20 protein-coding genes are annotated in these 23126 nt (G+C 47.9%); 7 read left to right on the top strand and 13 right to left on the bottom strand.

The genetic code is table 11. The features are described 5' to 3' along the window. Positions 1-51 precede the first annotated feature (51 nt). Both OX890_RS01760 and OX890_RS01755 read right to left on the bottom strand, forming a co-directional pair. The gene (locus OX890_RS01760) at positions 52-1059 is read right to left on the bottom strand and encodes an NAD-dependent epimerase (protein WP_268650011.1); all 1008 of its coding nucleotides are present in this window, start codon (positions 1057-1059) and stop codon (positions 52-54) included. Positions 1060-1082: 23 nt separating this feature from the next. Continuing rightward, on the bottom strand, positions 1083-2246 hold the full coding sequence (locus tag OX890_RS01755; protein WP_268650010.1) for a nucleotide sugar dehydrogenase: 1164 nt from the start codon (positions 2244-2246) through the stop codon (positions 1083-1085). A gap of 234 nt (positions 2247-2480) precedes the next feature. On the opposite strand from OX890_RS01755, the gene OX890_RS01750 reads away from it, so the two are divergent. The 3 genes from OX890_RS01750 to OX890_RS01740 are packed head-to-tail and all read left to right on the top strand — an operon-like array spanning position 2481 to position 5613. Then, positions 2481-3212, top strand: a complete 732-nt coding sequence (locus OX890_RS01750) for a glycosyltransferase family 2 protein (RefSeq protein WP_126493327.1) — start codon at positions 2481-2483, stop codon at positions 3210-3212. A 1-nt stretch (position 3213) separates the two neighbouring features. Continuing rightward, positions 3214-3879 (top strand): TVP38/TMEM64 family protein, encoded by a 666-nt coding sequence (locus tag OX890_RS01745; protein WP_126493561.1) that lies wholly within the window; start codon positions 3214-3216, stop codon positions 3877-3879. Between the two features lie 9 nt (positions 3880-3888). Next, positions 3889-5613 carry an ArnT family glycosyltransferase gene (locus tag OX890_RS01740; protein ID WP_126493325.1) on the top strand — a complete coding sequence of 575 codons (1725 nt, stop codon included), beginning with the start codon at positions 3889-3891 and terminating at the stop codon, positions 5611-5613. A gap of 62 nt (positions 5614-5675) precedes the next feature. Here OX890_RS01740 and mutM read toward each other — a convergent pair whose 3' ends face one another. The 8 genes from mutM to OX890_RS01700 form a co-directional block, all read right to left on the bottom strand. Beyond that, complete coding sequence (gene mutM, locus OX890_RS01735; RefSeq protein WP_126493323.1) at positions 5676-6491, bottom strand: bifunctional DNA-formamidopyrimidine glycosylase/DNA-(apurinic or apyrimidinic site) lyase; 816 nt, start codon at positions 6489-6491, stop codon at positions 5676-5678. A gap of 35 nt (positions 6492-6526) precedes the next feature. After that, positions 6527-6982: a hypothetical protein gene (locus OX890_RS01730; protein WP_006084727.1), complete on the bottom strand. Its 456-nt coding sequence runs from the start codon at positions 6980-6982 to the stop codon at positions 6527-6529. A 91-nt stretch (positions 6983-7073) separates the two neighbouring features. Then, complete coding sequence (gene moaA / locus OX890_RS01725; protein ID WP_126493321.1) at positions 7074-8057, bottom strand: GTP 3',8-cyclase MoaA; 984 nt, start codon at positions 8055-8057, stop codon at positions 7074-7076. 16 nt (positions 8058-8073) lie between these two features. Next, complete coding sequence (locus tag OX890_RS01720; protein WP_126493319.1) at positions 8074-9885, bottom strand: bifunctional molybdopterin-guanine dinucleotide biosynthesis adaptor protein MobB/molybdopterin molybdotransferase MoeA; 1812 nt, start codon at positions 9883-9885, stop codon at positions 8074-8076. 33 nt (positions 9886-9918) lie between these two features. Beyond that, positions 9919-10509 carry a molybdenum cofactor guanylyltransferase MobA gene (gene mobA, locus OX890_RS01715; RefSeq protein WP_006079396.1) on the bottom strand — a complete coding sequence of 197 codons (591 nt, stop codon included), beginning with the start codon at positions 10507-10509 and terminating at the stop codon, positions 9919-9921. Continuing rightward, on the bottom strand, positions 10493-11203 hold the full coding sequence (locus tag OX890_RS01710; protein WP_012588941.1) for an ABC transporter ATP-binding protein: 711 nt from the start codon (positions 11201-11203) through the stop codon (positions 10493-10495). Before OX890_RS01710 ends, mobA begins: the two co-directional genes overlap by 17 nt. A gap of 3 nt (positions 11204-11206) precedes the next feature. Next, the gene (locus OX890_RS01705; protein ID WP_006079398.1) at positions 11207-11914 is read right to left on the bottom strand and encodes an ABC transporter permease; all 708 of its coding nucleotides are present in this window, start codon (positions 11912-11914) and stop codon (positions 11207-11209) included. Then, on the bottom strand, positions 11911-12735 hold the full coding sequence (locus OX890_RS01700) for a substrate-binding domain-containing protein (RefSeq protein WP_006079399.1): 825 nt from the start codon (positions 12733-12735) through the stop codon (positions 11911-11913). The genes OX890_RS01705 and OX890_RS01700 overlap by 4 nt, the downstream gene beginning before the upstream one ends. Before the next feature lie 284 nt (positions 12736-13019). Between OX890_RS01700 and OX890_RS01695 the strand changes: the two genes are divergently transcribed. Together OX890_RS01695 and OX890_RS01690 are read left to right on the top strand one after the other, a co-directional pair. Then, positions 13020-14402 carry a sigma-54-dependent transcriptional regulator gene (locus OX890_RS01695; RefSeq protein ID WP_006079400.1) on the top strand — a complete coding sequence of 461 codons (1383 nt, stop codon included), beginning with the start codon at positions 13020-13022 and terminating at the stop codon, positions 14400-14402. A gap of 1 nt (position 14403) precedes the next feature. Next, positions 14404-16557, top strand: coding sequence for a sensor histidine kinase (locus OX890_RS01690; RefSeq protein WP_126493317.1), 2154 nt, complete (start codon positions 14404-14406; stop codon positions 16555-16557). 348 nt (positions 16558-16905) lie between these two features. Here the strand turns inward: OX890_RS01690 and OX890_RS01685 are convergent, their stop codons facing one another. Both OX890_RS01685 and OX890_RS01680 read right to left on the bottom strand, forming a co-directional pair. After that, positions 16906-17364, bottom strand: a complete 459-nt coding sequence (locus tag OX890_RS01685; RefSeq protein ID WP_259577625.1) for a GNAT family N-acetyltransferase — start codon at positions 17362-17364, stop codon at positions 16906-16908. Positions 17365-17464: 100 nt separating this feature from the next. Next, positions 17465-18124, bottom strand: a complete 660-nt coding sequence (locus OX890_RS01680; RefSeq protein ID WP_006079405.1) for a 7-cyano-7-deazaguanine/7-aminomethyl-7-deazaguanine transporter — start codon at positions 18122-18124, stop codon at positions 17465-17467. Positions 18125-18339: 215 nt separating this feature from the next. Between OX890_RS01680 and OX890_RS01675 the strand changes: the two genes are divergently transcribed. Beyond that, positions 18340-19080 carry a transporter substrate-binding domain-containing protein gene (locus tag OX890_RS01675; RefSeq protein WP_268650009.1) on the top strand — a complete coding sequence of 247 codons (741 nt, stop codon included), beginning with the start codon at positions 18340-18342 and terminating at the stop codon, positions 19078-19080. Positions 19081-19092: 12 nt separating this feature from the next. Here the strand turns inward: OX890_RS01675 and OX890_RS01670 are convergent, their stop codons facing one another. Continuing rightward, the gene (locus tag OX890_RS01670; RefSeq protein WP_268650008.1) at positions 19093-20451 is read right to left on the bottom strand and encodes an isochorismate synthase; all 1359 of its coding nucleotides are present in this window, start codon (positions 20449-20451) and stop codon (positions 19093-19095) included. A gap of 424 nt (positions 20452-20875) precedes the next feature. Here OX890_RS01670 and OX890_RS01665 point away from each other — a divergent pair, with 424 nt between their 5' ends. Then, a complete protein-coding gene (locus tag OX890_RS01665; RefSeq protein WP_268650007.1) occupies positions 20876-23125 on the top strand; it encodes a TonB-dependent receptor plug domain-containing protein in 2250 nt (749 codons plus the stop codon). Position 23126 lies beyond the last annotated feature (1 nt).

Genomic DNA, 23126 nt, shown 5'->3' with positions numbered 1-23126 from the left:
GCAAAGGCCTGCATTCTTGCAGGCCTTTTTGTTTGTCTTTTGGGCGCTAACTTATTTGTTATAGAACTGGCGATACCAGTCCACAAATTGCATGACGCCAGTGTTGATATCCACCAGTGGCTTATAGCCAACGGCATCAAATAGGTCGTTTGTGTCGGCCCATGTCGAATGCACATCGCCCGGCTGCATCGGTAGCAGGTTCTTGTTCGCTTTAATGCCTAAGGCATCTTCTAGCGCTGTAATAAAGTCGAGTAACTGCACTGGGCTACCATTGCCAATATTAAAGACGCGATATGGCGCGCTGCTGGTGGCTGGCGTGCCAGCTTCTACTGTCCAGTCCGTATTTGGGCGAGGTGGTTTGGCTTGTACCCGAATGATTCCCTCAACAATATCATCAATATAGGTAAAGTCTCGACTGAGGTCTCCATGGTTATACACATCGATCACTTCACCTGCGAGTATGGCTTTGGTGAATTTAAATAAAGCCATATCGGGACGGCCCCAAGGGCCGTAGACGGTAAAAAAGCGCAGACCTGTCGTCGGTAATTGATATAAATGTGAGTAAGTGTGCGACATCAATTCATTGGCTTTCTTCGTGGCGGCATAGAGCGAAATGGGATGATCTATGCTGTCTTCAGTGGAGAAGGGCATTTTCTGATTTAATCCATATACAGACGAAGATGAAGCATACACGAGATGCTCAATCTTATGGCGACGGCAACCTTCTAAAATAGTGAGATGGCCAATTAAATTACTGTCGGCATAGGCTAACGGATTGTCGAGCGAGTAACGTACGCCAGCTTGAGCCGCAAGATGGATAACACGTTGGAATGCATGCCGCGCAAAAAGCGCAGCAATACCTTCTCTGTCTGCAAGATCGAGTTGAATAAAATGGAAATTATCTAAAGTTTGTAAAAGGTCTAAACGTGCCAATTTGAGATTGACGTCGTAATAGTCATTGAGGTTATCAATGCCGATAACTTCATGGCCAAGCAAGCAAAGGCGTTCACTGACTTTGGCGCCAATAAAACCCGCAGCGCCTGTGACTAAGTATTTCATTTATGACCTTTATTTAAAGTGTATTAATCATGGTGAAATAGATCTCGGGTATAGACTTTATCCGCAACATCATTGAGTTCATCAACCATACGGTTGGAGACGATCACATCACATATTGACTTAAATTCAGTTAAGTCTCTCATCACGCGAGATTTGAAAAAGTAATCTTCTTTAAGTACAGGCTCAAACACGACGACTTCAATGCCTTTCGCTTTAATGCGCTTCATCACGCCTTGCACTGCTGAGGCGCGGAAATTGTCTGAATCGGCTTTCATGATCAAACGATAAATTCCTACACATTTTGGCTGCTTACGGATAATAGCGTCGGCGATAAAGTCTTTTCGTGTGGTGTTTGAGTCGACAATGGCACTGATTAAATTGTTTGGGACATCATTGTAGTTAGCCAGTAATTGCTTAGTGTCTTTCGGAAGACAGTACCCGCCATAGCCAAAAGAAGGATTGTTGTAATAATCACCAATACGCGGATCGAGGCTAACCCCCTCAATAATCTGGCGAGTATTTAATCCTCGACTCTCTGCATAGGTATCGAGCTCGTTAAAGTAGGCGACCCGCATGGCAAGAAATGTATTAGCAAATAACTTAATCGCTTCGGCTTCGGTGCTATCGGTCAGCAAAATAGGAATATCTTTCTTGATTGCCGCCTTGGCTAAAAGGTCTGCAAAGACTTGGGCACGCGCCGAGCGTTCACCGACGACGATCCGTGAGGGATGAAGGTTGTCATACAAGGCTTTACCTTCGCGTAAAAACTCTGGAGAAAAGAGTATGTTGTCGCTCTTAAACTTGTGCCTTAATGCTGCTGTATAACCGACGGGGACAGTCGATTTGATGATAATCGTCGTATCAGGATTAACAGCGAGTACATCACGAATGACGCTTTCAACCGAATGGGTATTAAAATAATTAGTCTGAGGATCGTAGTCTGTTGGAGTCGCAATAATCACAAAGTCAGCCGATTGAAAGGCTACATTTTCCGTTGTTGCAGTTAAATTCAACGATCTGTTTTGCAGGTAGTCTTCGATTAATTCATCAACCACAGTGGATGTGCGTTCGTTAACTTGCTTGACACGTTCAGGGACTAAATCAATTGCGGTGACTCGATTTTGCTGCGCCAATAAGACGGCATTTGACAGGCCCACATAGCCCATCCCCACAATAACAATATCCATAGATTATTTTAAGGTTATGCGTTCTGCTTAATAAACTAACACTTATTTTATCGATAAATATGTCCATACTATGAAATCCACAGTTCCAAATTAAGTGCTGTTTCTTTATTGTTTGGCCAGTTTATAATTCTGAATTAGTGTTTTTTTTGCCAATCATCCCTATTTTTCCAGATTTTAATTTTGCAATAATTATGTGGTACCGTATTTGTGGTCATAAAGTTGTGGAGTGTTGAATTGATCTCTATTGTGATCCCCGCTAAAGATGAGGTGGGCAATATTGGCCCCCTGATGGAAGAGATATGCCAAGCCCTCCAAGGTTTGACTGAGTTTGAAATCCTTGTCGTAGATGATGGCAGCCAAGACGATACCTTTGGTGAAGTGATGCGTACCGCAGCTGAACAGCAATGTGATGCGAAAGCGATTCGTCATGAGCGAAGCACTGGGCAGAGTACCGCCATTTCGACTGGCGTTTTGCACGCGCGCGGCAAATATATTGTGACCTTAGATGCAGATGGCCAGAATGATCCCGCCGATATTCCTGCCATGCTAGCCCTGTTACCGCAGATCAATGCCGAGCACTTCTGTATTGCGGGCTACCGTAAAAATCGTAAAGATACGGCCTGGAAGCGATTCCAGTCTCGCTTTGCGAATAAGGTTCGCGATGCGCTTCTGCACGATGGCGTGCCTGATACGGGCTGCGGCCTTAAGTTAATTCCCCGTGAAACCTTCCTTCGCTTGCCCTATTTCGACCATATGCACAGGTATATTCCTGCTTTAGTGCGGCGTATGGGTGGTGAGATTTTTATTTCGGTGGTGAATCATAGGGATCGTCAAGTGGGTATCTCTAAGTACACAGCTTGGAATCGTGTCTGGGTTGGTATCGTCGATATTGTGGGGGTGATCTGGCTAGGTCGTAGAGCTAAAGTTGCCAAGGTTGCACGCAGTGAATCGAACTGGCGCGACTAAGATGAAGCGACTCTATAAGGCGATATTTATCGTCTGTATTTTGTTGGTGTTGATGCTTGCCGCCCAACAGGGATTATTCGAGCACGTTACCGATAGCAACTGGGTCGCGCATTTTATTGCTGATAAAGGCAGGTTTGCATTTTTAGTGTTGTTAGCTATTGGTGCCTTGTTTACCGCTGTGGGTGGTCCAAGACAAGTCATCGCCTTTGTTTTTGGTTTTGCTTTGGGTGGCATCTATGGTGGGTTGTTTTCGACCCTAGCTGCCTTACTGGGCTGTGTACTGGCCTTTTATGTGGCGAGATTAACTATCCGCAGCAGTTTACAGCGCCGCTTTGGCCGTAGGTTGCAAAAATTTGAAGCTCTTATCAGCGACAAAACCTGGTTGAAAGTGCTGATGATACGCTTACTGCCCGTCGGCAGTAATTTACTCACCAATCTATTTGCGGGTGCAACTCATGTTCCTGCGCGTGGCTTTATGCTGGGCAGCGTATTAGGCTATTTGCCGCAGATGTTGATTTTTAGCTTTGCGGGCGCGGGTATAGGTTTATCGGATCATCATCAGCTAGGGATTAGTATCGGATTATTTATCCTATCAAGCGTGATTGGCGCGTATTTGTACCGTTCAAGCCTGCGTAAACAGGTCGATGAATTGGAAATCGAAGCATAAGGATTCAGGATGGAAGCTCTTAGTCGCCGTTTCAATAGTCAGGATTACTACCAAGTACTCTGGCCTTTGCTCTTGATAAGCTTGCTGATTTTGCTGGTGGGAGTGGGATTTCGATCCCCTTGGCCTGCAGATGAGCCGCGGTTTGTGGAAGTCGCACGGGAAATGGTGTCTTCGGGACAATGGTTATTTCCTACCCGTGGCGGCGAGTACTACCCTGATAAACCCCCGGTATTCATGTGGGCTATCGCGCTATTTTACCAGCTGACGGGTTCCCTTAAGCTCGCTTTCCTCCTCCCTAACGCCTTGTGCGGCCTGCTGACTGTGTTCCTGGTTTACGATCTTGGCGCCAGATTGTGGAATGTACGTGTTGGCCGCAATGCCGCGCTGTTACTGTTAATTGTGCCGCAGTTTTTAATGCAGGCTAAAAATGCCCAGATCGATGCCATGGTGATGTGTTGGATCACTGTGGGATGCTACGGCTTGATCCGCCACTTTATGCTCGGTCCCCATTGGCGTTGGTATTTTGTTGGCTGGGCATTTATGGGGCTAGGGGTGATTACTAAGGGCGTCGGCTTTTTGCCTTTATTAATGCTGATCCCTATTGGTATTTATGCCGTTAAAGACAAAAGCCGTTTTCAAGGTCGTTTAACTTGGTTATGTCTTGCTGGGCCTTTGGCTATGCTTGCCGTGATTGCCTGCTGGTTGGTGCCCATGGTGCTGACAGTGCAAACCCATGGCACGCCCGAACTTGTTGCTTATCAAAACAACATCTTGTTTAAGCAAACCGGTGAGCGTTATGTCAACGCTTGGCATCATATTAAGCCTTGGTATTTCTTTGTCTTAAGTGTCATTCCTTGGATGTGGTTCCCTATTTCGCTGCTGATGGTTGCTTACTGGAAACAATGGGTGCAGAAGGTGAAGGCCGATCCTACTATTGCAATTCTGTTGATTTGGGTGGCACTTGTGGTGCTGTTTTTCAGTATCAGTCCGGGTAAGCGTAATGTGTATATTCTGCCGGCTTTGCCTATGTTGGCGCTGGCGGCCTCAGCGGTGTTAACGGGTGTTGCGCCTAAAGTGTGGTTTGAAAAACTCGTCAGCGGATTACTGTGGTTTTTAGGTGGAGTGGTCTTGCTGGCGGGTGTGCTTGCGCTTATTCATTATCCTGCATTGGTTAAAGCGCTTGCCGACTATACTGATGATTTAACGGGTATTGGCTACCTATTTATCCTGCTTGGTCTGCTCTGGTTCCTGCTGCTTTGGCTCGCCCGTAAACAGTTTGCTCTCGTTAAGATGGGGATTGTCTCTGCCTTAGGCTGGGTGCTGATCAGTACTTGGGGGTATTCTATGCTCGATGAAATGCGCACTCCTAGAAGCTTGATGCTGCATACGGCGGAGGTGATTGGCGAGGACGCCGAGCTAGGCCTAGTGAACTTTAAAGAGCAGTTTATTTTGTTCTCTCCCATGAGTGTGACGCACTTTAGTTATCTTGCTTCGGTTGAGGAACAAGAGCGTAATGCATGGCAATGGATGCAGGAAAATAAACAACGTTATTTATTAGTGCCGAGCGGGGCTGAGCTGAGTTGTTTCGATATTAAAGGCGGCAAGAGCATGGGAATGGCCCATCGTGATGAGTGGATTTTGTTATCGGCCACTGAGCTAAAGTCGCAGTGCGAAAAGCCCAAACGTGAATATCGTTACTTTACCGATCATCCGGGGCGCTGGTTAAAAGAGTAACCAATATAAAGAATAAAATGCCTGCAATTGCAGGCATTTTTACGGCTATTAGCGAGTGATAGTTAGCGTGTCTGGCAAATGCCACAGAATACTGTGGTGCGTTGGCCTAAACGGATCTCACTCAGTAGGTTACCGCAGCTGGTGCAGGTTTCACCGCCGCGACTATAGACATGCAGTTTTTGGGCGAAGTAGCCCGGCTTGCCATCGGCATTGGTAAAGTCTTTCAACGTAGTGCCGCCTTGCTTAATGGCGTGGGCTAAGATTTGCTTCACTTCGGCAACTAAAACGGTCAAGCGCTCGATATCGATTTTTCCTGCTTCGGCTTCTGGGTGAATGCCCGCCGCAAACAGGGCTTCATTGGCGTAAATATTACCCACTCCCACCACGATATGATTATCCATCAGGCAGAGTTTGATGGCCTTTTTCTTGCCCTCTAAAGCTGCCGCTAATTGTGTGACATTAAAAGCATGGGTCAGCGGCTCTGGCCCCAGTTTGGCGAGTAATGGATGGGCTTCTTCTGGGAGTTCACACCATAGCCAAGCACCGAATCGTCTCGGATCGTTAAAACGTAAAATGCGGCCATTGGCGAGCACTAAGTCGATATGGTCATGCTTTTCCACTGGGGTATCGTGGGGCAAAATCCGTAAACTTCCCGACATGCCTAAATGCACTATGCTCGTGCCCGCATCAGTGTCGATTAACAGATATTTAGCACGGCGTCGCACTTGGCGTATGACTTGGCCGATAATTTGTTTGGCGATGTCAGGCACTGGCCAGCGCAGCGAACCATTGCGGATCACAAGATCAACCACGGTTTGCTCGACAAGGAAGGGTGCAATACCCTGACGGGTGACTTCAACTTCTGGTAATTCCGGCATGGATTCTTTCTTATCTTAAGTAAAATGGGGCGGCATTAAGCTGCGGGTTTCGCATCGAGGATCGGTTGCAGTTTAGCTCGTAAACTCGGAGGCACTAAATACCAATTGCCTGCGGGAGACTTTAAGGCACCTTCATTGGGGAAATAGATCCACAGCTGAGCATCGCGGATATCTGCAATCTGGATGACTAATTCTTGTGGATTATCTGTGGTTTCTGGTGCAGCCGTTAAAGGAGACACCCGTATGGTTTGCCACGCTTTTGCCCATTCATCACAGTTGAGGACTGTAGTGTCGCACTCCCATTGTGATGCTTGTTTGTGCAGCCACATCCCATTGAGTTGCAGCTGTGAAAGCGGCGCATTATCGTCAAATAGCAGCTGAGCATCACTCGGAACATTATTGGTCTTGTTATCCATAAAAGTCAGCACGGCGACCATAAAGACACAGGCGACAATAATGACGTTATTCCATTGCTTACGAGTTAAGGCCATAGAAATGTGTGACGCTAAGTATGGGGTGATGCTTCGAGTTTATCACGGCAAAATTGAGATGCTAGCCCTTAAGCGATTGAGGGGGGGATGCTTAACCGCCAGTGGCGTTCATAAAACGTAGAATTTGTACCTGATTATTGCCAAAGTCGTGTTGCTTAGGCTTGAGGTTAATGCCCGCGAGAATAGCGGCTTTAAGTCTCTCAATATCTGCGGGAAATTCCCTGACTATGCTTTTGAGATCAACGGCATGCTCATTTCCTAAACACAGCAATAATTGGCCTTCAACTGTGACGCGCACGCGATTACATTCGTGGCAGAAGTTGTGACTGTGGGGTGAGATAAAGCCGATATGGATTGGGCTGTCGGCCATAGTGTAATACCGCGCTGGACCGCCAGTACGTTTGTTAGATAGCTGCAGCGGATAGCGACTTTCTATGATGGCTTTGACTTCATCGCTGCTGCAATGACGGGCGCGTTTACGCTCATCTATTTCGCCAAGTGGCATCTCTTCGATAAAGGCGATGTCTAAACGGCGGTCACGGCAGAAATCAACTAAATCAATGACTTCATTATCGTTCTGTTGTTTTAAAATCACCGCATTAATCTTGATACGTTCAAAGCCCGCCGCAATGGCGGCATCGATACCATCGATGACTCTGTCTAACTTGCCGTTACGTGTTAACTGGGTAAACAATGTGGGGTTTAAGGTATCTAGGCTGATATTGAGGCGCTTTAATCCTGCAGCAAACATGGGTTTAGCGAATTTTGTCAGCCTTGAACCATTGGTGGTCATGGACAAATCTGTCAGCCCAGGCAGTTTGCCAAGCAAACTCACTAGCTGATCGCAATCGTTGCGAACTAAGGGCTCTCCGCCAGTCAGGCGAATTTTAGTCACACCAAGCTCGGTAAAAGCTTGGGCAATCCAAGCTAACTCTTCGAGGTGGAGTACGTGGTCCTTTGGCAGAAAACAGGGATCTTCCGTCATGCAATAGACACAGCGAAAGTCGCAGCGGTCGGTGACAGAGAGCCGTAAATATTCGACCTTACGGCCAAAGGAATCCACCATTAGACTCATAAAAACTCACTGGATCTTAAAGCAGATCCGCAAAGGGTTGAATAAACACAGTTTCACCTGCATTCACGGCTTCTGCATCATCGCCTATGATGATGAGACAATTCCCTTTGACCATTGAACTTAACATGCCGGAACCTTGGTTGCCCGTGCTACTTACGTGCAGGCGTCCATCTTTACCAAGTTGATAAATCCCGCGAATAAATTCGGTGCGGCCCTGGCGGCTTCGCAGTGTTTCATCACTTATTGCGGGGAATAGCTGCGCTTGCCAGTTCACTTCACCCGCCAATTTTCGCAAAGCGGGCTGCACAAATTGCAGGAAAGTAACCATTACCGCCACTGGGTTGCCCGGCAGCCCGAAGAATAAGCTATCACCGATTTTGCCAAAGGCGAGTGGCCGACCCGGACGCATGCTAATCCGCCAAAAATCGATTTTGCCTAAGCGGGCCAGTACGGTTTTAATGTAATCTGCATCACCGACCGATACACCGCCAGAGCTAATGACGACATCGGCAAGGGTGGCGGCTTTAGCGAGCGTCGCTTCGAGTGCGGTTTCAGAATCTTCGATAATGCCTAAATCGATAACATCACAACCAAGACGTTTCGCCATCGCTTTGATGGTAAAGCGGTTTGAGTCATAGATGCAGTTGGCCTTGAGTGCTTCGCCAGGTTGGCTCACTTCATCGCCGGTGGAGAAGACGGCAACGGTTGGGCGGCGATAGACACTCAGGCGATTGAGCCCAAGTGAAGCCAGTAAACCTTGTTCGGCGGCGCTTAGGCGTGTGGCTTTGGCGAGGGCGACTTGGCCTTGAGCAATATCTTCTCCAGCGAGGCGAACGTGTTGGCCAGAAAGAATGCGGCCTTCAAAGCTAACAATGCCATCGACTTCCTTGGCAAGCTCTCGGGGCTGCACTGTATCAGCACCTGCAGGCACTGTTGCGCCCGTCATGATACGCACGGTTTCGCCGACTTTAAGCGTGCCCGAATATTGATGACCGGCAAGAACCTCTCCCACCAATTTTAAGGTGGTAGGCATTGGGTCTTGATAGACAAAGGCGTAGCCATCCATCGCCGAATTGGTTTGTTGCGGCACGTCGACGGGAGAAATACTGTCGCTTGCTAGTACGCGGTTATCTAAGGCGTCTAAGTCAATCTCTTCGACTTCTGCCACGGGGGATACATGGGATAGAATCTGAGCTAAACCTTGGCTGACGCTGAGGTTTTTGTTGTCGCCTATGGTGCAGGCATCCACGGCTGAAATCGGGTATTTGAGTGGCGCTTCCCAGTTTTGGGCATACTCAATGACAAAGTCGGCAATCTGGCTGACATTGTTGAGATCGAGTCGGCGCAGCTCATTTGGAAGTGCGTCGCTTGGCAACTGAGTATCATCGCAACAGGCGATGGCGAGGATATTTTCATCTTGGGTGTAGATAAAAGGTTTGCCGTGGGCGGCGCGGTGCAATTCAATTTTAGGTAAAGCGAGTTTTTTAAAGCCTTCGACGAGGACGATATCGACTTTGTCGGCTTCGATTTGCTTGAGCAAATGGACTAACTCTGGATCGCCATCGCGTGCATCTTCTGTCATCAGCGCCCAGCGCACATGGGAAGCGACCAGCATTTGCCGCGCACCCGCTTTACGCATTTCGTAACTGTCTTTGCCGGGAATATCCACGTCGAAATTGTGGTGCGCATGTTTGATCACGGCTAAGCGCAGGCCACGTTGATTTAATTCGGGGATCAATTGCTTGAGTAAGGTGGTTTTCCCCGTGCCACTGTAGGCACAAAATCCGAGAACGGGAATAGCGAGCGGATTGACGAAGGGGTTACTCATTTGCACCTCTAATTTGGGTTATTGGAGCCTTAGCTATTTGGTGATTTCCATGGCCAGTCGTTGTTTTTGTTCTGGCGTATTCACATTTACAAAGGCATTGGGCTGGTCGGCGAAAGACTCCACAACAAAGTGATGCTTGGCATACCAAAAGTCCACTTTACGCTCACCCGCCTCAAGAAACGCTTTCATCGAGTCACGTAAGCTGGGTTTTAACAGTAAGACGACGGGTTGCTCATATTCACCGTCACTGGCGACGGCGATCTCCGCATCTTCAGCCTTAATCGCTGCCAGCATACGCGGCACAAGGTCGTTTGGCAGCAGTGGGCAGTCGCAGGGCACCACCAATAAGTAATCTGCATCCGTTTGGCCCATTGCGGTGATCATTCCCGCCAAAGGGCCGAGGAAACCAGTATGTTCATCGCTTATCACCTTAAAACCGAACTCAGCATAACGTGTTTGGTTGCGATTTGCGTTGATCAGGATCTCCTTAACCTGAGGTTTTATTCTGTCTATTGTGTGCTTAATCATGGCTTCGCCGTTTAATTCGACGAGACCTTTATCGTCGCCGCCCATGCGACGCGCCATGCCACCGGCGAGAATAACGGCATCAATTTGCGATGACATATAAAGACTCCTGTGCTGGCAAAGATTCTGGGTGTTGATAAGAGGTCGTCACTCGTTCGCCTTCTATGTGCCATTGCTGTTCGCAGATAGAGGTTAACGCGCAATTCTGATGACTACTCAACAACATACCTGTGCCTTCGTGTTTGAGTTGTTGGATCATTTTTAATACTAGCTCTTGGGAATCCTTGTCCATATTGGAGGTCGGTTCGTCGAGCATTAACAGTTTAGGTTGTAGGATCCAAGCGCGCGCAATGGCGAGCCGTTGTCTTTCGCCGCCAGAGAGATTACTAGCTCTGGCGTGTAGCAGCGACCCTAGCTGCGCCATCTCAATCGCTTGAGTAATACGTTGTTTCGCCTTGGCTTTTGTTTCTGAACTGAAATTCAGCCCATAGGTGAGATTATATTCCACTGTGCCGTCGAACAAATAAGGATGTTGGTGCAGATAAACGGCTTTGCCTAATAAGGGATTGCGTCGCCACCAAGCATTTTTGGCAAAACCCACAGTCTCAATTTTACCCTTAGTTGGCGCCATCAAGCCCGCAAGAATTTTCATCAAGGTCGATTTACCTGTGCCGTTGTCGCCTTGCAGATAAATCACATCCCCTTGGCAGAGCGATAATGCGTCGGCCTTGAATAACAGGCGCGCGCCGAAGGACATTTCTAAGTCACGGGCGATCAGTTTGACCTTAGTCATTGCTTAATGGCTCCTTGGCATGGCTTTGCCGCGTAAACCACCGAGGGCAAAGTTGAGGATCAAGGCCAAGATTAGCAGCACTAGCCCGAGGGCGATAGCTTGGGCGAAGTCGCCTTTGCTGGTTTCGAGTGCGATAGCTGTGGGTATGTTACGGGTTACGTTTAAAATATTACCGCCGACCATCATAGAACAACCCACTTCGGTCAGAATACGACTAAATGCCGCGACAATCGCCAGCAGTAAGGGCATGCGTAGCTCGCGGCAGACTGTCCACACTGCGCGGCACCAAGAGGCACCTAAAGTGCGTGAGGTTTCCCATGCTCTACGGTCAACGCTAGTAAAGGCGGCTTGGCTCATCGCAATCAGTACTGGCGCGCAGATCAACATTTGCCCGAGGATCATGCCTTCTTGGGTGAATAACCATTTTAGATCGCCCAGTGGACCATTGCGGGTGAGCAGTAAATAGACCAGCAGACCGATAACCACAGTGGGGATAGATTGCAGAGTTTGCACTAAGTTAGTGACTATCCATTTGCCGCGAAATGGCGCAAACGCCAGCACAAAGCCGAGTACCATAGAAGGCACCAGCGTGATGAGCAGCGCCGCGAAAGATACCGAAAACGAGATCGAAATGATGGACCAAACGTCGGGGTCTAAAGAAAACAGCAGGCTTAACGCCTGCTGTAATAGTGCTAGCCAGCCGTCGCTCATTCGCTATAAGTTGCCTTGAACAATTGCTCGCCATCAACTTTGAAGTTATTGATCATGCTTTGACCTTCTTTGCTGATCAACCAGTCACTGAACGCTTTAGCGCCTTTGTGGTTTAGATCTGGGTACTTAGCAGAGTTGATCAGGATAACTTGGTATGGGTTGGCTAAGGTTTTGCCGCCATCGAAATCAACACCAAGATCTAGCTTAGTTTTGTAAGCTACAAAAGTACCACGGTCAGACAGAGTGTAACCTTGCATTTCGTTTGCCATTAGCAGGGTTTTGCCCATGCCTTGACCTACTGAAGTGTAACCTTTGAAATCGGGTGTCACACTTGCCGCTTTCCATACTTCTAACTCTTTGATGTGAGTGCCTGAATTGTCACCACGAGAGATAAAAGGTACGCCTGATTTTGCAATTTTAGCGAAAGCTTCTTCGGCATTTTTGCTGTCACGGATTTTGGCTGGGTCATTTTTAGGGCCCAGTACCACGAAATCATTTTCCATGATGCCACGGGGCTCAACACCAAAACCGTCGGCGACGAATTTAGCTTCGGCACTTGGCGCATGAGTCATAACTAAATCCACGTCACCTTGCTCACCCAGTTTCAGGGCTTTGCCTGTACCAGTGGCGATAACTTGAACCTTGTAGCCAGATTCACTTTCAAACTTAGGTAACAGTTCTTTTAATAGGCCTGAGTTTTCAGTGCTGGTGGTCGTGGCTAACTTGATAACTTCAGTCGAGTGAGCGGGTAAAACGGTGAACATACTGGCTGCAACAACCAGGCCCAGTAGTGACTTAATATGAGATTTCATGTTTAGCATGGGTACTCCTTGGCGAAAAATAGGATTCCAACTCAAATGCCTACTGAGTGGAAGGTCTCGTAAATTGTAATACGTTCGGTTGAAAGCAAATTAGATGCCAAGCTGAGAATGCGGTCATTTTCTTCACAGCTTAACCTAATTTGTGAGCTTGATCCCAAGCTTAACAAATACTCTACAGACAAATTGTCTCAGCACCTACTTCCTGTGGTTCATAGTGACCTATTCATCTATTTTCAGTGCTAGAATTGGTCGCAAATGAGTCAAAATGTCCAGAAGCAGACAATATGAGCCAGATAGATAATAACCTCAAGCCTCTTCCATCGGCAGTATCGGTACTGATTGTTGATGATGAACCCGGAATGCGCAGTTTTTTAAATAAGGCACTCTCGAAGAAATTCGCCTTAGTCGAAACAGCAGGCAGTATCGAAGATGCGGAGCAGCTACGTAGCCGTTGCCATTTCGATTTGCTGATCGTCGACATTCGCTTGCCAGGCCGCTCAGGTATCGAATGGCATGAAGCGCTAGATGAGCAGGGGCGTCGTTCGGACATCATTTTTATGACCGGCTATGCTGACATGGAAGTGGCGATTACCGCGCTGCGCGCGGGTGCGTCTGACTTCATCATGAAACCTTTCCACCTTGAGCAGATGATGACAGCGGTCGATCGTTGTATTGAACGCCGCCTGCTCAAACGCGAAAACTTGATGCTGCGCCGTGAGGTTTCAATCGGTTACTCATCGACCATTATTGGCAGCAGTGAGGCCATGAAGTCGGTGAAACACATTATCGAACGCGTGGCGCCGACCAATGCTGTGGTGTTGATCCAAGGTGAGTCGGGCACGGGTAAGGAATTAGTTGCACGCCAATTGCATTTGCTCAGTGGACGTCAGGGACCTTTTGTCCCAGTCAACTGTGGCTCTATCGCCCCTGAATTACTTGAAAGTGAACTGTTTGGTCATACCGCTGGTGCATTTACGGGTGCCAAAGGTAATCGTGAAGGTTTATTCAGTTTTGCCTCGGGCGGAACGATTTTCCTCGATGAAATTGGCGAAATGCCACTGAAAATGCAAACGGCATTGCTCAGAGTATTAGAGCAAAAAGCGATTCGCCCAGTGGGCAGCGAGAAAGAAGTGAACATTGATGTGCGAGTGATCGCGGCCACCAACCGCACTCTGATTGATGAAGTGGATGCGGGGAATTTCCGCCGTGACTTATATTATCGACTGAATGTGCTCGATATTTTAATCCCGCCATTACGTGACAGACCCGAAGATGTGGTCGAGTTAACCCATCACTTCACCCGTCAACTCGCCGCCGAATTAGGGGTTAGAGAAGTCGTGTGGAGCCATGAGGACATGGTGAAGTTGCAACAACACGAGTGGCCAGGCAATATTCGCGAGCTGCGCAATATGATTGAGCGCTGTATTTTGCTGGGCAAGCCGCCGGCGGAATATTGGAAACAACAGCTAAAGAGTGAGTCTTTATCGACATCGGGTTATCCATTGGATTGGCCATTAAAAGAAGTCGAAAAACACCATGTGACCAGCGTTGTGGACTTACATTCTGGCAATAAGTCTGCCGCGGCGAGGGATTTAGGTGTTTCGCGTAAAACTTTAGATCGTAAGTATAAAGAGTGGTTTGATTTCAGCGGCGATCAGGAGTCATAGGGTGTCATTCTTCACTCACTTTTTTGGTGTCAGTTGGCAGCAAATGCAGGCCAAGGTGCGCTATCGCATATTAATCCTGACATTACTGCCTATTCTGCTGACACTGGTGAGTTTAGTGTTTATCACTATTTACTGGAATATCAGCTACACAGGTAAGCAGCTGTTTATGAAAGTTAAAGCTGACTTATCTGTTGCCGAAAATACCTTGCAGCAAGTGCAAGTACGCCAAGAAAAGCAACTCGAACGTGTGGTAACGTCTTGGACCTTTCAAAATGATTTTAGGCCACTTTTTAGTGGTAAAGAATTAACTGGTGAAGTCATCCACAGAGCCAGTCTCGACGCATTTCTCCTCGAACAGAAAAAACAACTTAACCTCGATTATCTGCGTCTCGTCACTGTCGCCGAAGCGGCCGCTGACCCTGATTTACGGCAGATCCTCCCAAAGATAAACGGGTTATTACCTTATTCCGGCTTGATGGTGTTGCCGCCCGAACGTTTATCACGCATCGACCCAGAATTAGCGGTCACAGCGAGCATCCCGATAGTCGCGACTTTGCGGGCTCAGAGCCCGACGAAAACCGTTGAAGAACGCGGTTTATTGAGCCGTAGTCTACTGCCCGTGCCTGATATGCAAGGTAAAGTGGCTTGGTATCTGGATGGCGGCATCCTGTTTAATCGTGACATTCGGATTGTCGACCACATTCGTGATCTGGTGTACGACAAGGGCACCTTGCCCGAGCGCTCCATCGGTACTGTGACCATCTTCTTGGATAACATCCGTATTTCCACCAACGTGCCGCTGCATTTTTATCCCACGGGCAACGAGACGCAAGGTCGCGCGCTGGGCAGTTTAGTGTCGGAGGAAGTTAAGGAGAAAGTGTTAACCCAAGGCGAGCAATGGGTCGACCGCGCTTTTGTGTTTAACGATTGGTTTATATCCGCTTATGCTCCCTTGGAAGATATTCGTGGCCAGCGTGTTGGCATGATCTATACGGGGTTTTCTGAGTCACCTTTTATCCATAATTATTTATTAAATATCATAGAGCTGGGCACGATTCTAATGTTGGTTCTGCTGGTGTCGGGCTTGCTGGTTTATCGCGGCGCCTATAGCTTGTTGCAGCCGATTGAGCGTATCCACCACGTTGTTCAAGCGGTGAAGTCGGGGCGCAATATTCGTATCGGCGCTTTAGGGTTAGATAGGGATAACGAGTTATCGAACTTGGCCGAGCAGTTCGACAGTATGCTCGATCTGCTACAGCGCCGAAATGCCCAGATCCAAGCGGCGGCAGAGCAGCTTGAAATGAAGGTCGAAGAGCGTACCCGCAGCTTGCAGGACAAAACCTTAGAGCTGCAACGTAACGTGGCGTTACTGAATGAAACACGTCAACAGCTCGTCACCAACGAGAAGCTTACCGCACTTGGTGAGTTGACCGCAGGTATTGCCCACGAAATCAATAATCCGACCGCCGTTATCCTCGGCAACATGGAGTTACTGCGCTACGAACTTGGCGATAATGCGGAAGTGGTAAAAGAAGAAATTGATCTCGTGATTCAACAGGTGGGACGGATTAGCACCATTATCCGTAGCCTGTTGCAGTACAGTCGTCCGGGCGAATTTAACGCCCCGCTAGAAATGCATCCGATTACCCCCATTATTGAAGAAATGTTGGTGTTAGTGCGGCATTCGATTCAGAAACAAGAAGTGGTTTTGATCACTGAGTTAAACGCCAGTTGTCCAGTGCAGGTCAATCGACCGCAGTTGCTGCAAGTCTTGATTAATCTGGTAGTAAACGCGGCGCATGCGATGGACGGTAAAGGACGTATCTGGGTGCGAACCTATGACTGGGTGCAGCAAGATATGCCGATTGGCGTCAAAATCGAAGTGGAAGATGAAGGTTCTGGAATAGCACCAGAGCAGCTAGGGCGGATTTTCGACCCCTTTTACACCACGCGTAAGGATGGCACTGGTTTAGGGCTTTCGCTCAGTTACGGCATTATTAAGCGGATTGGTGGCACGATAGAAGTGAGTTCAACCTTAGGTAAAGGTACGTTATTTACCATAGGCTTGTACCATGAGGCGAAGGAAGATCAGCAAAACAATCCCTACGAGGGCTTACACATTGCGGGCAACTACAGCGATATGTCTGCCGATTAGCTTACCGATGAGTTTTGCCGAGTGAGATATGGCAGCTTGCCGTATTCGATTGATTACGTGACATTTAAATATGGCTGTAGTTGTTAGTTCTACTTTATGTGGCTTTGCATCACCGAATTTTAGGCAAAAAAAAGCCGGATGATGAATCCGGCCACAAAGAGTGTGTGTGAGCAATGTCGTGCTTGCAAACTCAGGAGCTCCGTAACAACGTCGATTACCAGTCATCGTTGTTAAAGATGAGTTTTGGAACGCACGTTAACGATAATCATTCTCAATTGTGTTTGCAAGCTATTTATTGAAAAAATGCACATCTTTACAAATATCGTTTCGCTCTCATCCATTAACGGTTTAGATCGACTTACGTAGATGCAGTTTATGGTCGACTAAGCTTTTAGGATCGGCGTTGAGCTCGGTAATTAAATATTGATTACTGATCAACAAATTTAGCATCGCAGGAAAACGGTTCATCGTTTTCACCTGAATATGGTTATAGCCTTGACGGCGTGCCCAGGTTTCTTGGTATTCGAGTAGACTCTGCGCTAAGCCTAAACGTCTAAAATCGGAGGCAACGCCACCTAACCAGCTATAAAATATAGCCTCTTCTTGCTCGTAACCCAGTTTAAATCCCGCCAGTTCACCTTCCACATACGCGACTAAGATCAAACACTTCTTGCCCTGTAAGCGCTGATTTAACACTTCGCTGGTGAGGGGACGATCGAGTTCAGGGATTTGTTTGCTAAGTTCGATAAGCTGAGTGGCTAACTCGGGAGTCAAACCTGACTCTGCTTTAATTTCGATAGAATACATTGCTTGCTCTCATAAAAAATCAGCCCCACTCGCGCGTTAACAGGAGCAGGGCTGAACTATTAACTGGTCAAATTATAACAGGTCTGGCCAGTTGAGTTAATCAGGAAATTGATTCTTGCGGATTGGTGCGCAAAATCTTGTCTTGTAAGACTTTTAGCAGAACTCCGTAGGCAGGCAGGAAAAGGCCTAAGCTAACGATCAGCTTAAAACCGTAATCGACAGTGGCGATTTCGGGCCAATTGGCCGCCATAAAGCTATCGGAAGAGGCGTAAAAGGCGATACTGAAAAACACTAAGGTATCGACCAGATTACCCACTAAGGTCGATGCTGCAGGCGCGACCCACCAAGAGCGGCTCATTCGCAGACGGGCAAAAACCTTAATATCCATTAACTGGCCAATCAAATAAGCGGCAAAGCTGGCGAAGGCGATTCGGAACACAAAGGTATTCCACTCTGCAAGTGAGTCAGCGCCTTGGAAGCTACCTTGATGGAACACGACTCCCATCACGTAGGAAATCATCAAAGCGGGAACCATAGCTTTGAGTATGATGCTACGTGCGGCTTGTTGGCCAAAAATACGGACAGTGAGATCTGTGGCTAAGTACACGAATGGAAAGCTAAATGCGCCCCAGGTTGTGTGGTAACCAAATAGCTGAAATGGCAATTGTACTAAGTAGTTGCTGACGCAAATAATCAGTATGTGGAATCCTACTAATAGGAATAAGGCGCGGCGAAGCTGCGCTGTGGTTAACATTAACATATGTGGCCTTTTTAGTTGTGTAGGGCGGGGTGAGGGAACCCGCTAATTTTCAATTTATTATGTTTACGACAATATCACCGAACATTACCGATCGCAGCGAGGCGAAATCGGGTCGCCATTATAGTGGTCGAGTTTTAAGATGCAAGCCTGCTGTTTAAATGTACGCATAGAATGAAAACTCTTCTACACTTTGTGTACGTCGAAGGAGGATAGCCATGAGACGATTCTTTGCTATTTTTTGCTTACTTTTAGCCATGTTACCTGTATCCATCTATGCCGCCCAGCCGATTGTCGTCAATGTAGCGACGGCATCGTGGGATGATTTTGCCAATCGTGATGAAACGGGCTATTACTTCGAGTTACTTCAGCGGGTTTTCCCTGAGCCAGAATGGCAACTCAAGGTGCAGTTTATGCCCTTTGCCCGCAGCCTTTATCTGGTTGAACATAATCGTACCGATATCACCCTCAGCGTTTATAAGGGAGATACTAAAAAGGCGCTGTTAACTGAGAATACGGTTGAAGTAGATTCTATCGATGTAGCGGTGACCGCCGAGTTAGCGGCGACTTGGACAGGACTTGAGAGTCTATCCCATAAGAGGGTTCAGGCGATGTTGGCCTATCGATACAATATGCTGACTCCCGTGCCCATGTACTACGAAGAAAGCAGCGATATGCTGACTATGCTCAATAGCTTAAATGCAGGGCGCATAGATGCCGTGCTGGATTATAAATCTAATTTGCTTATGTATGTGCCTAAGCTGAAGGTGCCACAAAATTTTGTGATTATTCAAGGCGTACTCAAGGCTGAAACCTATTTTGCCTTTGCGAATACTGAAAAAGGTCAGATGCTGAAATACCATTTTGACCTTGCACATAAACGTTTAATTGATTCGGGTGAACAGGACAGGCTTTACCTTGAAACGCTTGAAAAACGAAGGGTTGACGGTGAAAAATAGACCTTAGGCTTATTACATTTCGAACAGAATCGACATGATAGTCGCGAGTTTATTTTCAAGCTCTTGCCACTCAGCTTCGGGCTCTGAACCTGCAATAATTCCCGCCCCCGCAAATAGGTTAATCCGACCCGGTTCGATCAACGCGCTGCGGATAGCCACCGAAAACTCACTCTCATATTTATTGAAGTAACCGCAGGCACCTGCGTACCAGCCACGAGTATAACCTTCACGCTGACGAATAAAGTTCAATGCCGAATGTCGCGGCAAGCCACCCACAGCAGGGGTTGGATGCAGCGCTTGCAATAGTTGGAAGTCATTCACGCCCGGCTTTAATTCGGCTCGAATCGCGCGGTGCAAATGCTGAATATGATTCAGTTTAAAGATGGTCGCTAATTCATCGGCACCGACATAATTGCTCAGCGGCGTGAGCATATTCACTATGTGGCTACGAACGAGTTGGTTCTCTACGCTATTCTTGTTGTCTTCTAACAGTGCATTTGCCAGCGCAATATCTTCTTCTTGGCTCAGGCCGCGTATTGTCGTACCTGCTAACGCCTCAGTGAATAATTCTTGCTGACGGCGGCGGAATAAACGCTCCGGTGAGCAAGAGATAAATGTGCGTTCAGGGCTGAATTGAAAGCCAAATTGGAAGCTGTTGGGATTACGTCCCTGCCAGCACGCCAGTACCATCCAAGGATCGATAGGTTCGTTCACTTCGAGCTGGGTTAAACGGGATAACACCACTTTAGGTGTATCTTGATTGAACTTAGGCTCGACCACTTGCTCCACTAAGGTCTTCCAGCGTTCAAAATCAGGCTTGTCACTACGGCCAAGAGGAACGATTTTCTTCGGCGGCGAGAGTGGTTTCGCGGGCATCACAGCTTCGATAGCGGCGATGGCTTTGTCGATTTCGCTATGGTGATCATTCTCGGCAAAATTAAGATTCACTAACAGGCTAAACTTGCTTCCGCTGCGTCTAAATTCAATGCGCGGCAGGATAAAGCGACTATTACCGAACTCTGGCCAAGATTCTATGGTGCGATCGAAGGCAACGCCGCCGTAGTAGCGAATATTTTGATTCGTCGATAAGGCTCGCTGCTCTTGGTAGGCCATGGCCAGTTGTTGATCGTTAATGCCGGTTTCAAATCTGAAGTCTTTACATGCCCCAATCGCCGCTACTTCTTCGATTCTGTCGCGCCCATGCCAGTAGATGCGCGGAAATTGCGTCTGCGATGCCAACCATGAAATTAAAGGCATAGCGACAGTATTAAGCGACAACTGCACTATCGGCTCCGTCGGCGGAACTTGCTTTAATTGAATGAGTTTGTCGATGAGAGACTTAAGGTCTTCAGACAGGGCATGAACGGGCAAATAGAACTCCAAAGTAAAGATAAGGGATGAAGGCGAAAGCTGAAGGTCACTCTGTCAGCGTCAATGAATTCGACTCAGGTTAATGTACTCTTTTTCAAGTCATTACCTTTAGTTGATTCAGCCTGTAAATAAGAATCTTTCGCTCAAATTAAAGGCCAAGGTCTAGAGTGTCAAGATGTAAGCCCCCAGCGTGTGACTTTCGCCATAGTCTCATTTTACGCTGCTAAAAAATGTGACTTGAGTGGGTCTTTTTGTCGGATAAGTCACCCTTGGTGGACATTTTGTCTCTTGGTTACGCCATGCGCTTTCCCTTTGTTTCAATTTGTCGATCTGGGTTGGTTTTTAAACGTTTTCCGGTTGAGACAGAATAATCGCGGTTCACAATAGCGGGCACATCTTAAATTTTCGACGTGACAACAATAATATGATTACCACGAATACCCTCTTTAGAGTGTCATCTTTAGCCTTAGCTATTGGTCTTAGTTTTACTGTTCAAGCCGATGAAATCGCCCGTGATCCGCGACTCAATATCAATGAAGTGATCGTCGTGCATGGTGACGGCGGAGAAGCCAGTGAAATGGCGACGACCCATTGGAGCATTAGTGAAGAAGAGATCCGCGCAACCGGAGCGCAAAGCCTAGATCAAGTCTTAAAGAATGTGCCGGGTGTGTACATTCGCGTCGGTGGCGACGGAACGCCAAGGGTCGATATTCGTGGTTTTAAAACTCGCCATGTGACCTTGTTGGTCAATGGTGTGCCTATGAGCAGCGCCGACGATGGTCAGTTCGACCCAAGTATCATTCCCACAAGCCAAATTGCCTCGGTAGAAGTGTCTGTCGGCCCGACATCTGTGCTTTACGGTCCAAGTGGTGCGGGCGGCGTGATCAACATTATTACTAAACAGGGCAGTACGGTGCCAGCACTGGCGGGGCGCCTCGAAGCGGGCAAAGACAATACATTTAATGGCGATATCAGCGCCGCAGGTTCGGGTGACGATTGGCAAGGTTTGGTCAGTGTCAGTCGGCAGCAAACTGACGGTTTCCCTATGTCGAATGACTTTGAGCCGACACAATACCAAGATGGTGAGCTGCGCGTTAACTCGGATAAAGAAGTCACTAACGTTTATGCCCAAGGCAGTTACTGGTTATCCGACAAGACCCAATTGATTGCCAATATGGCGCTGCGCAGCGGCGAATGGGGAAAACCTGCCCGTGACGGTACTGGCAGCGGCAAGTTGAAATTCGAACGTACCGATGACTATGACGCCCATACTTTCCAACTGGGGTTAGCGCATCAATTTGATGACACTTTCACCCTACGTGGCTTTGGCTATCATAATCAAAGCGATACCTTAGAAGCCTCCTATGCCGATGAAACCTATCAGGCGGTGACGCTGTCGCAAGATGGGCGCTCGGTTGTGCAAGGCGTCAATCTGCAGTTAATCACAGACTTGCATACCGCGGGTTTATTCACGACTTCAGTCATTGCCGAGAAACAAAGCTGGAAGTCAGTCGTCGGTACTTATACGGCTAATACAGGCAGCAATAATGGTGGCACTAACGGTTCTGGCGGCGGAACAGGCACAGGTGGTGGAACAGGCACAGGTGGTGGAACAGGCACAGGCGGCGGAACAGGCACCGGCGGCGGAACAGGCACCGGTGGTGGAACTGGCACAGGCGGTGGAACTGGCACAGGCGGTGGAACTGGCACAGGCGGTGGAACAGGCACAGGTGGTGGAACAGGCACAGGTGGTGGAACAGGCACAGGTGGTGGAACAGGTACAGGTGGTGGAACAGGTACAGGTGGTGGAACTGGCACCGGCGGCGCCGAGAACTTAAATGATTCTGCCTGGTTATATACGGCCGCGGCTGAGTATCAGTACCAATCTGAGCTGCAGTACGGCTTCACCTTAGGTGGCGCTTATCATTCACTCGACACCACAGATAGTACCGATGGCAACTATTCGGCCATGGCCTCCAGTTATTGGCAGGCGGCGCAAGATTCCCGCTTAAGCTTAAGTGTGGCACGTAAAGTGCGTTTCCCGTCTATGGTGAACTTTTATTCGCAGCTATCTGGTAATCGTGATTTAGAAGCCGAAGAGTCTAAGCATGTGGAGCTGGGTTTAGAGCAGAATCTGCCGGCGAGTACCGATTTCTCCCTTTATGGCTATTACACTGATGCGAAAAATTACATCGCCAAGGATGTCGATGGTTTCTACCAAAATATGGGGCGTTATAAGTTCAAAGGGGTAGATTTCCAAATCAATAACCATACGATTGAGCACTTAGATCTGAGCTTCTCTTATAGTTTTCTCGATTCAGAAGAGATAGACGGCGACGATACCTTAGATGCCTTGCAATATCGTCCACGTCACCAGTTACGTTGGCAGATGAGTTACGAGTTTCCCTTCGAGACTCAAGTTCACCTCAACGTGGAGCGTATTTTAGACCAAGTCTATGCGACGCAGGTGAAGGTTGGCGGTCAGACCCAATATCAACAGCAGTCGTTAGATAACTACACCTTAGTGGACGTAAATCTGGTACAGCCATTAATTCGTGACAAGTTAGATGTTTACCTACGTGCGACTAACTTGCTGGATGAAAACTACTACCAGAGTGAAGCTCTGCCACAGGCGGGACGACAGATCTTCATCGGTGTGAACTGGCAGATCTAAG

Origin of the sequence: Shewanella sp. DAU305, from assembly GCF_026802235.1 — a bacterium.
GTDB lineage: Bacteria > Pseudomonadota > Gammaproteobacteria > Enterobacterales > Shewanellaceae > Shewanella > Shewanella baltica.
The sequence above is the reverse complement of the archived record's forward strand: the minus strand, read 5'-3'. Positions and strand labels throughout refer to the sequence as shown.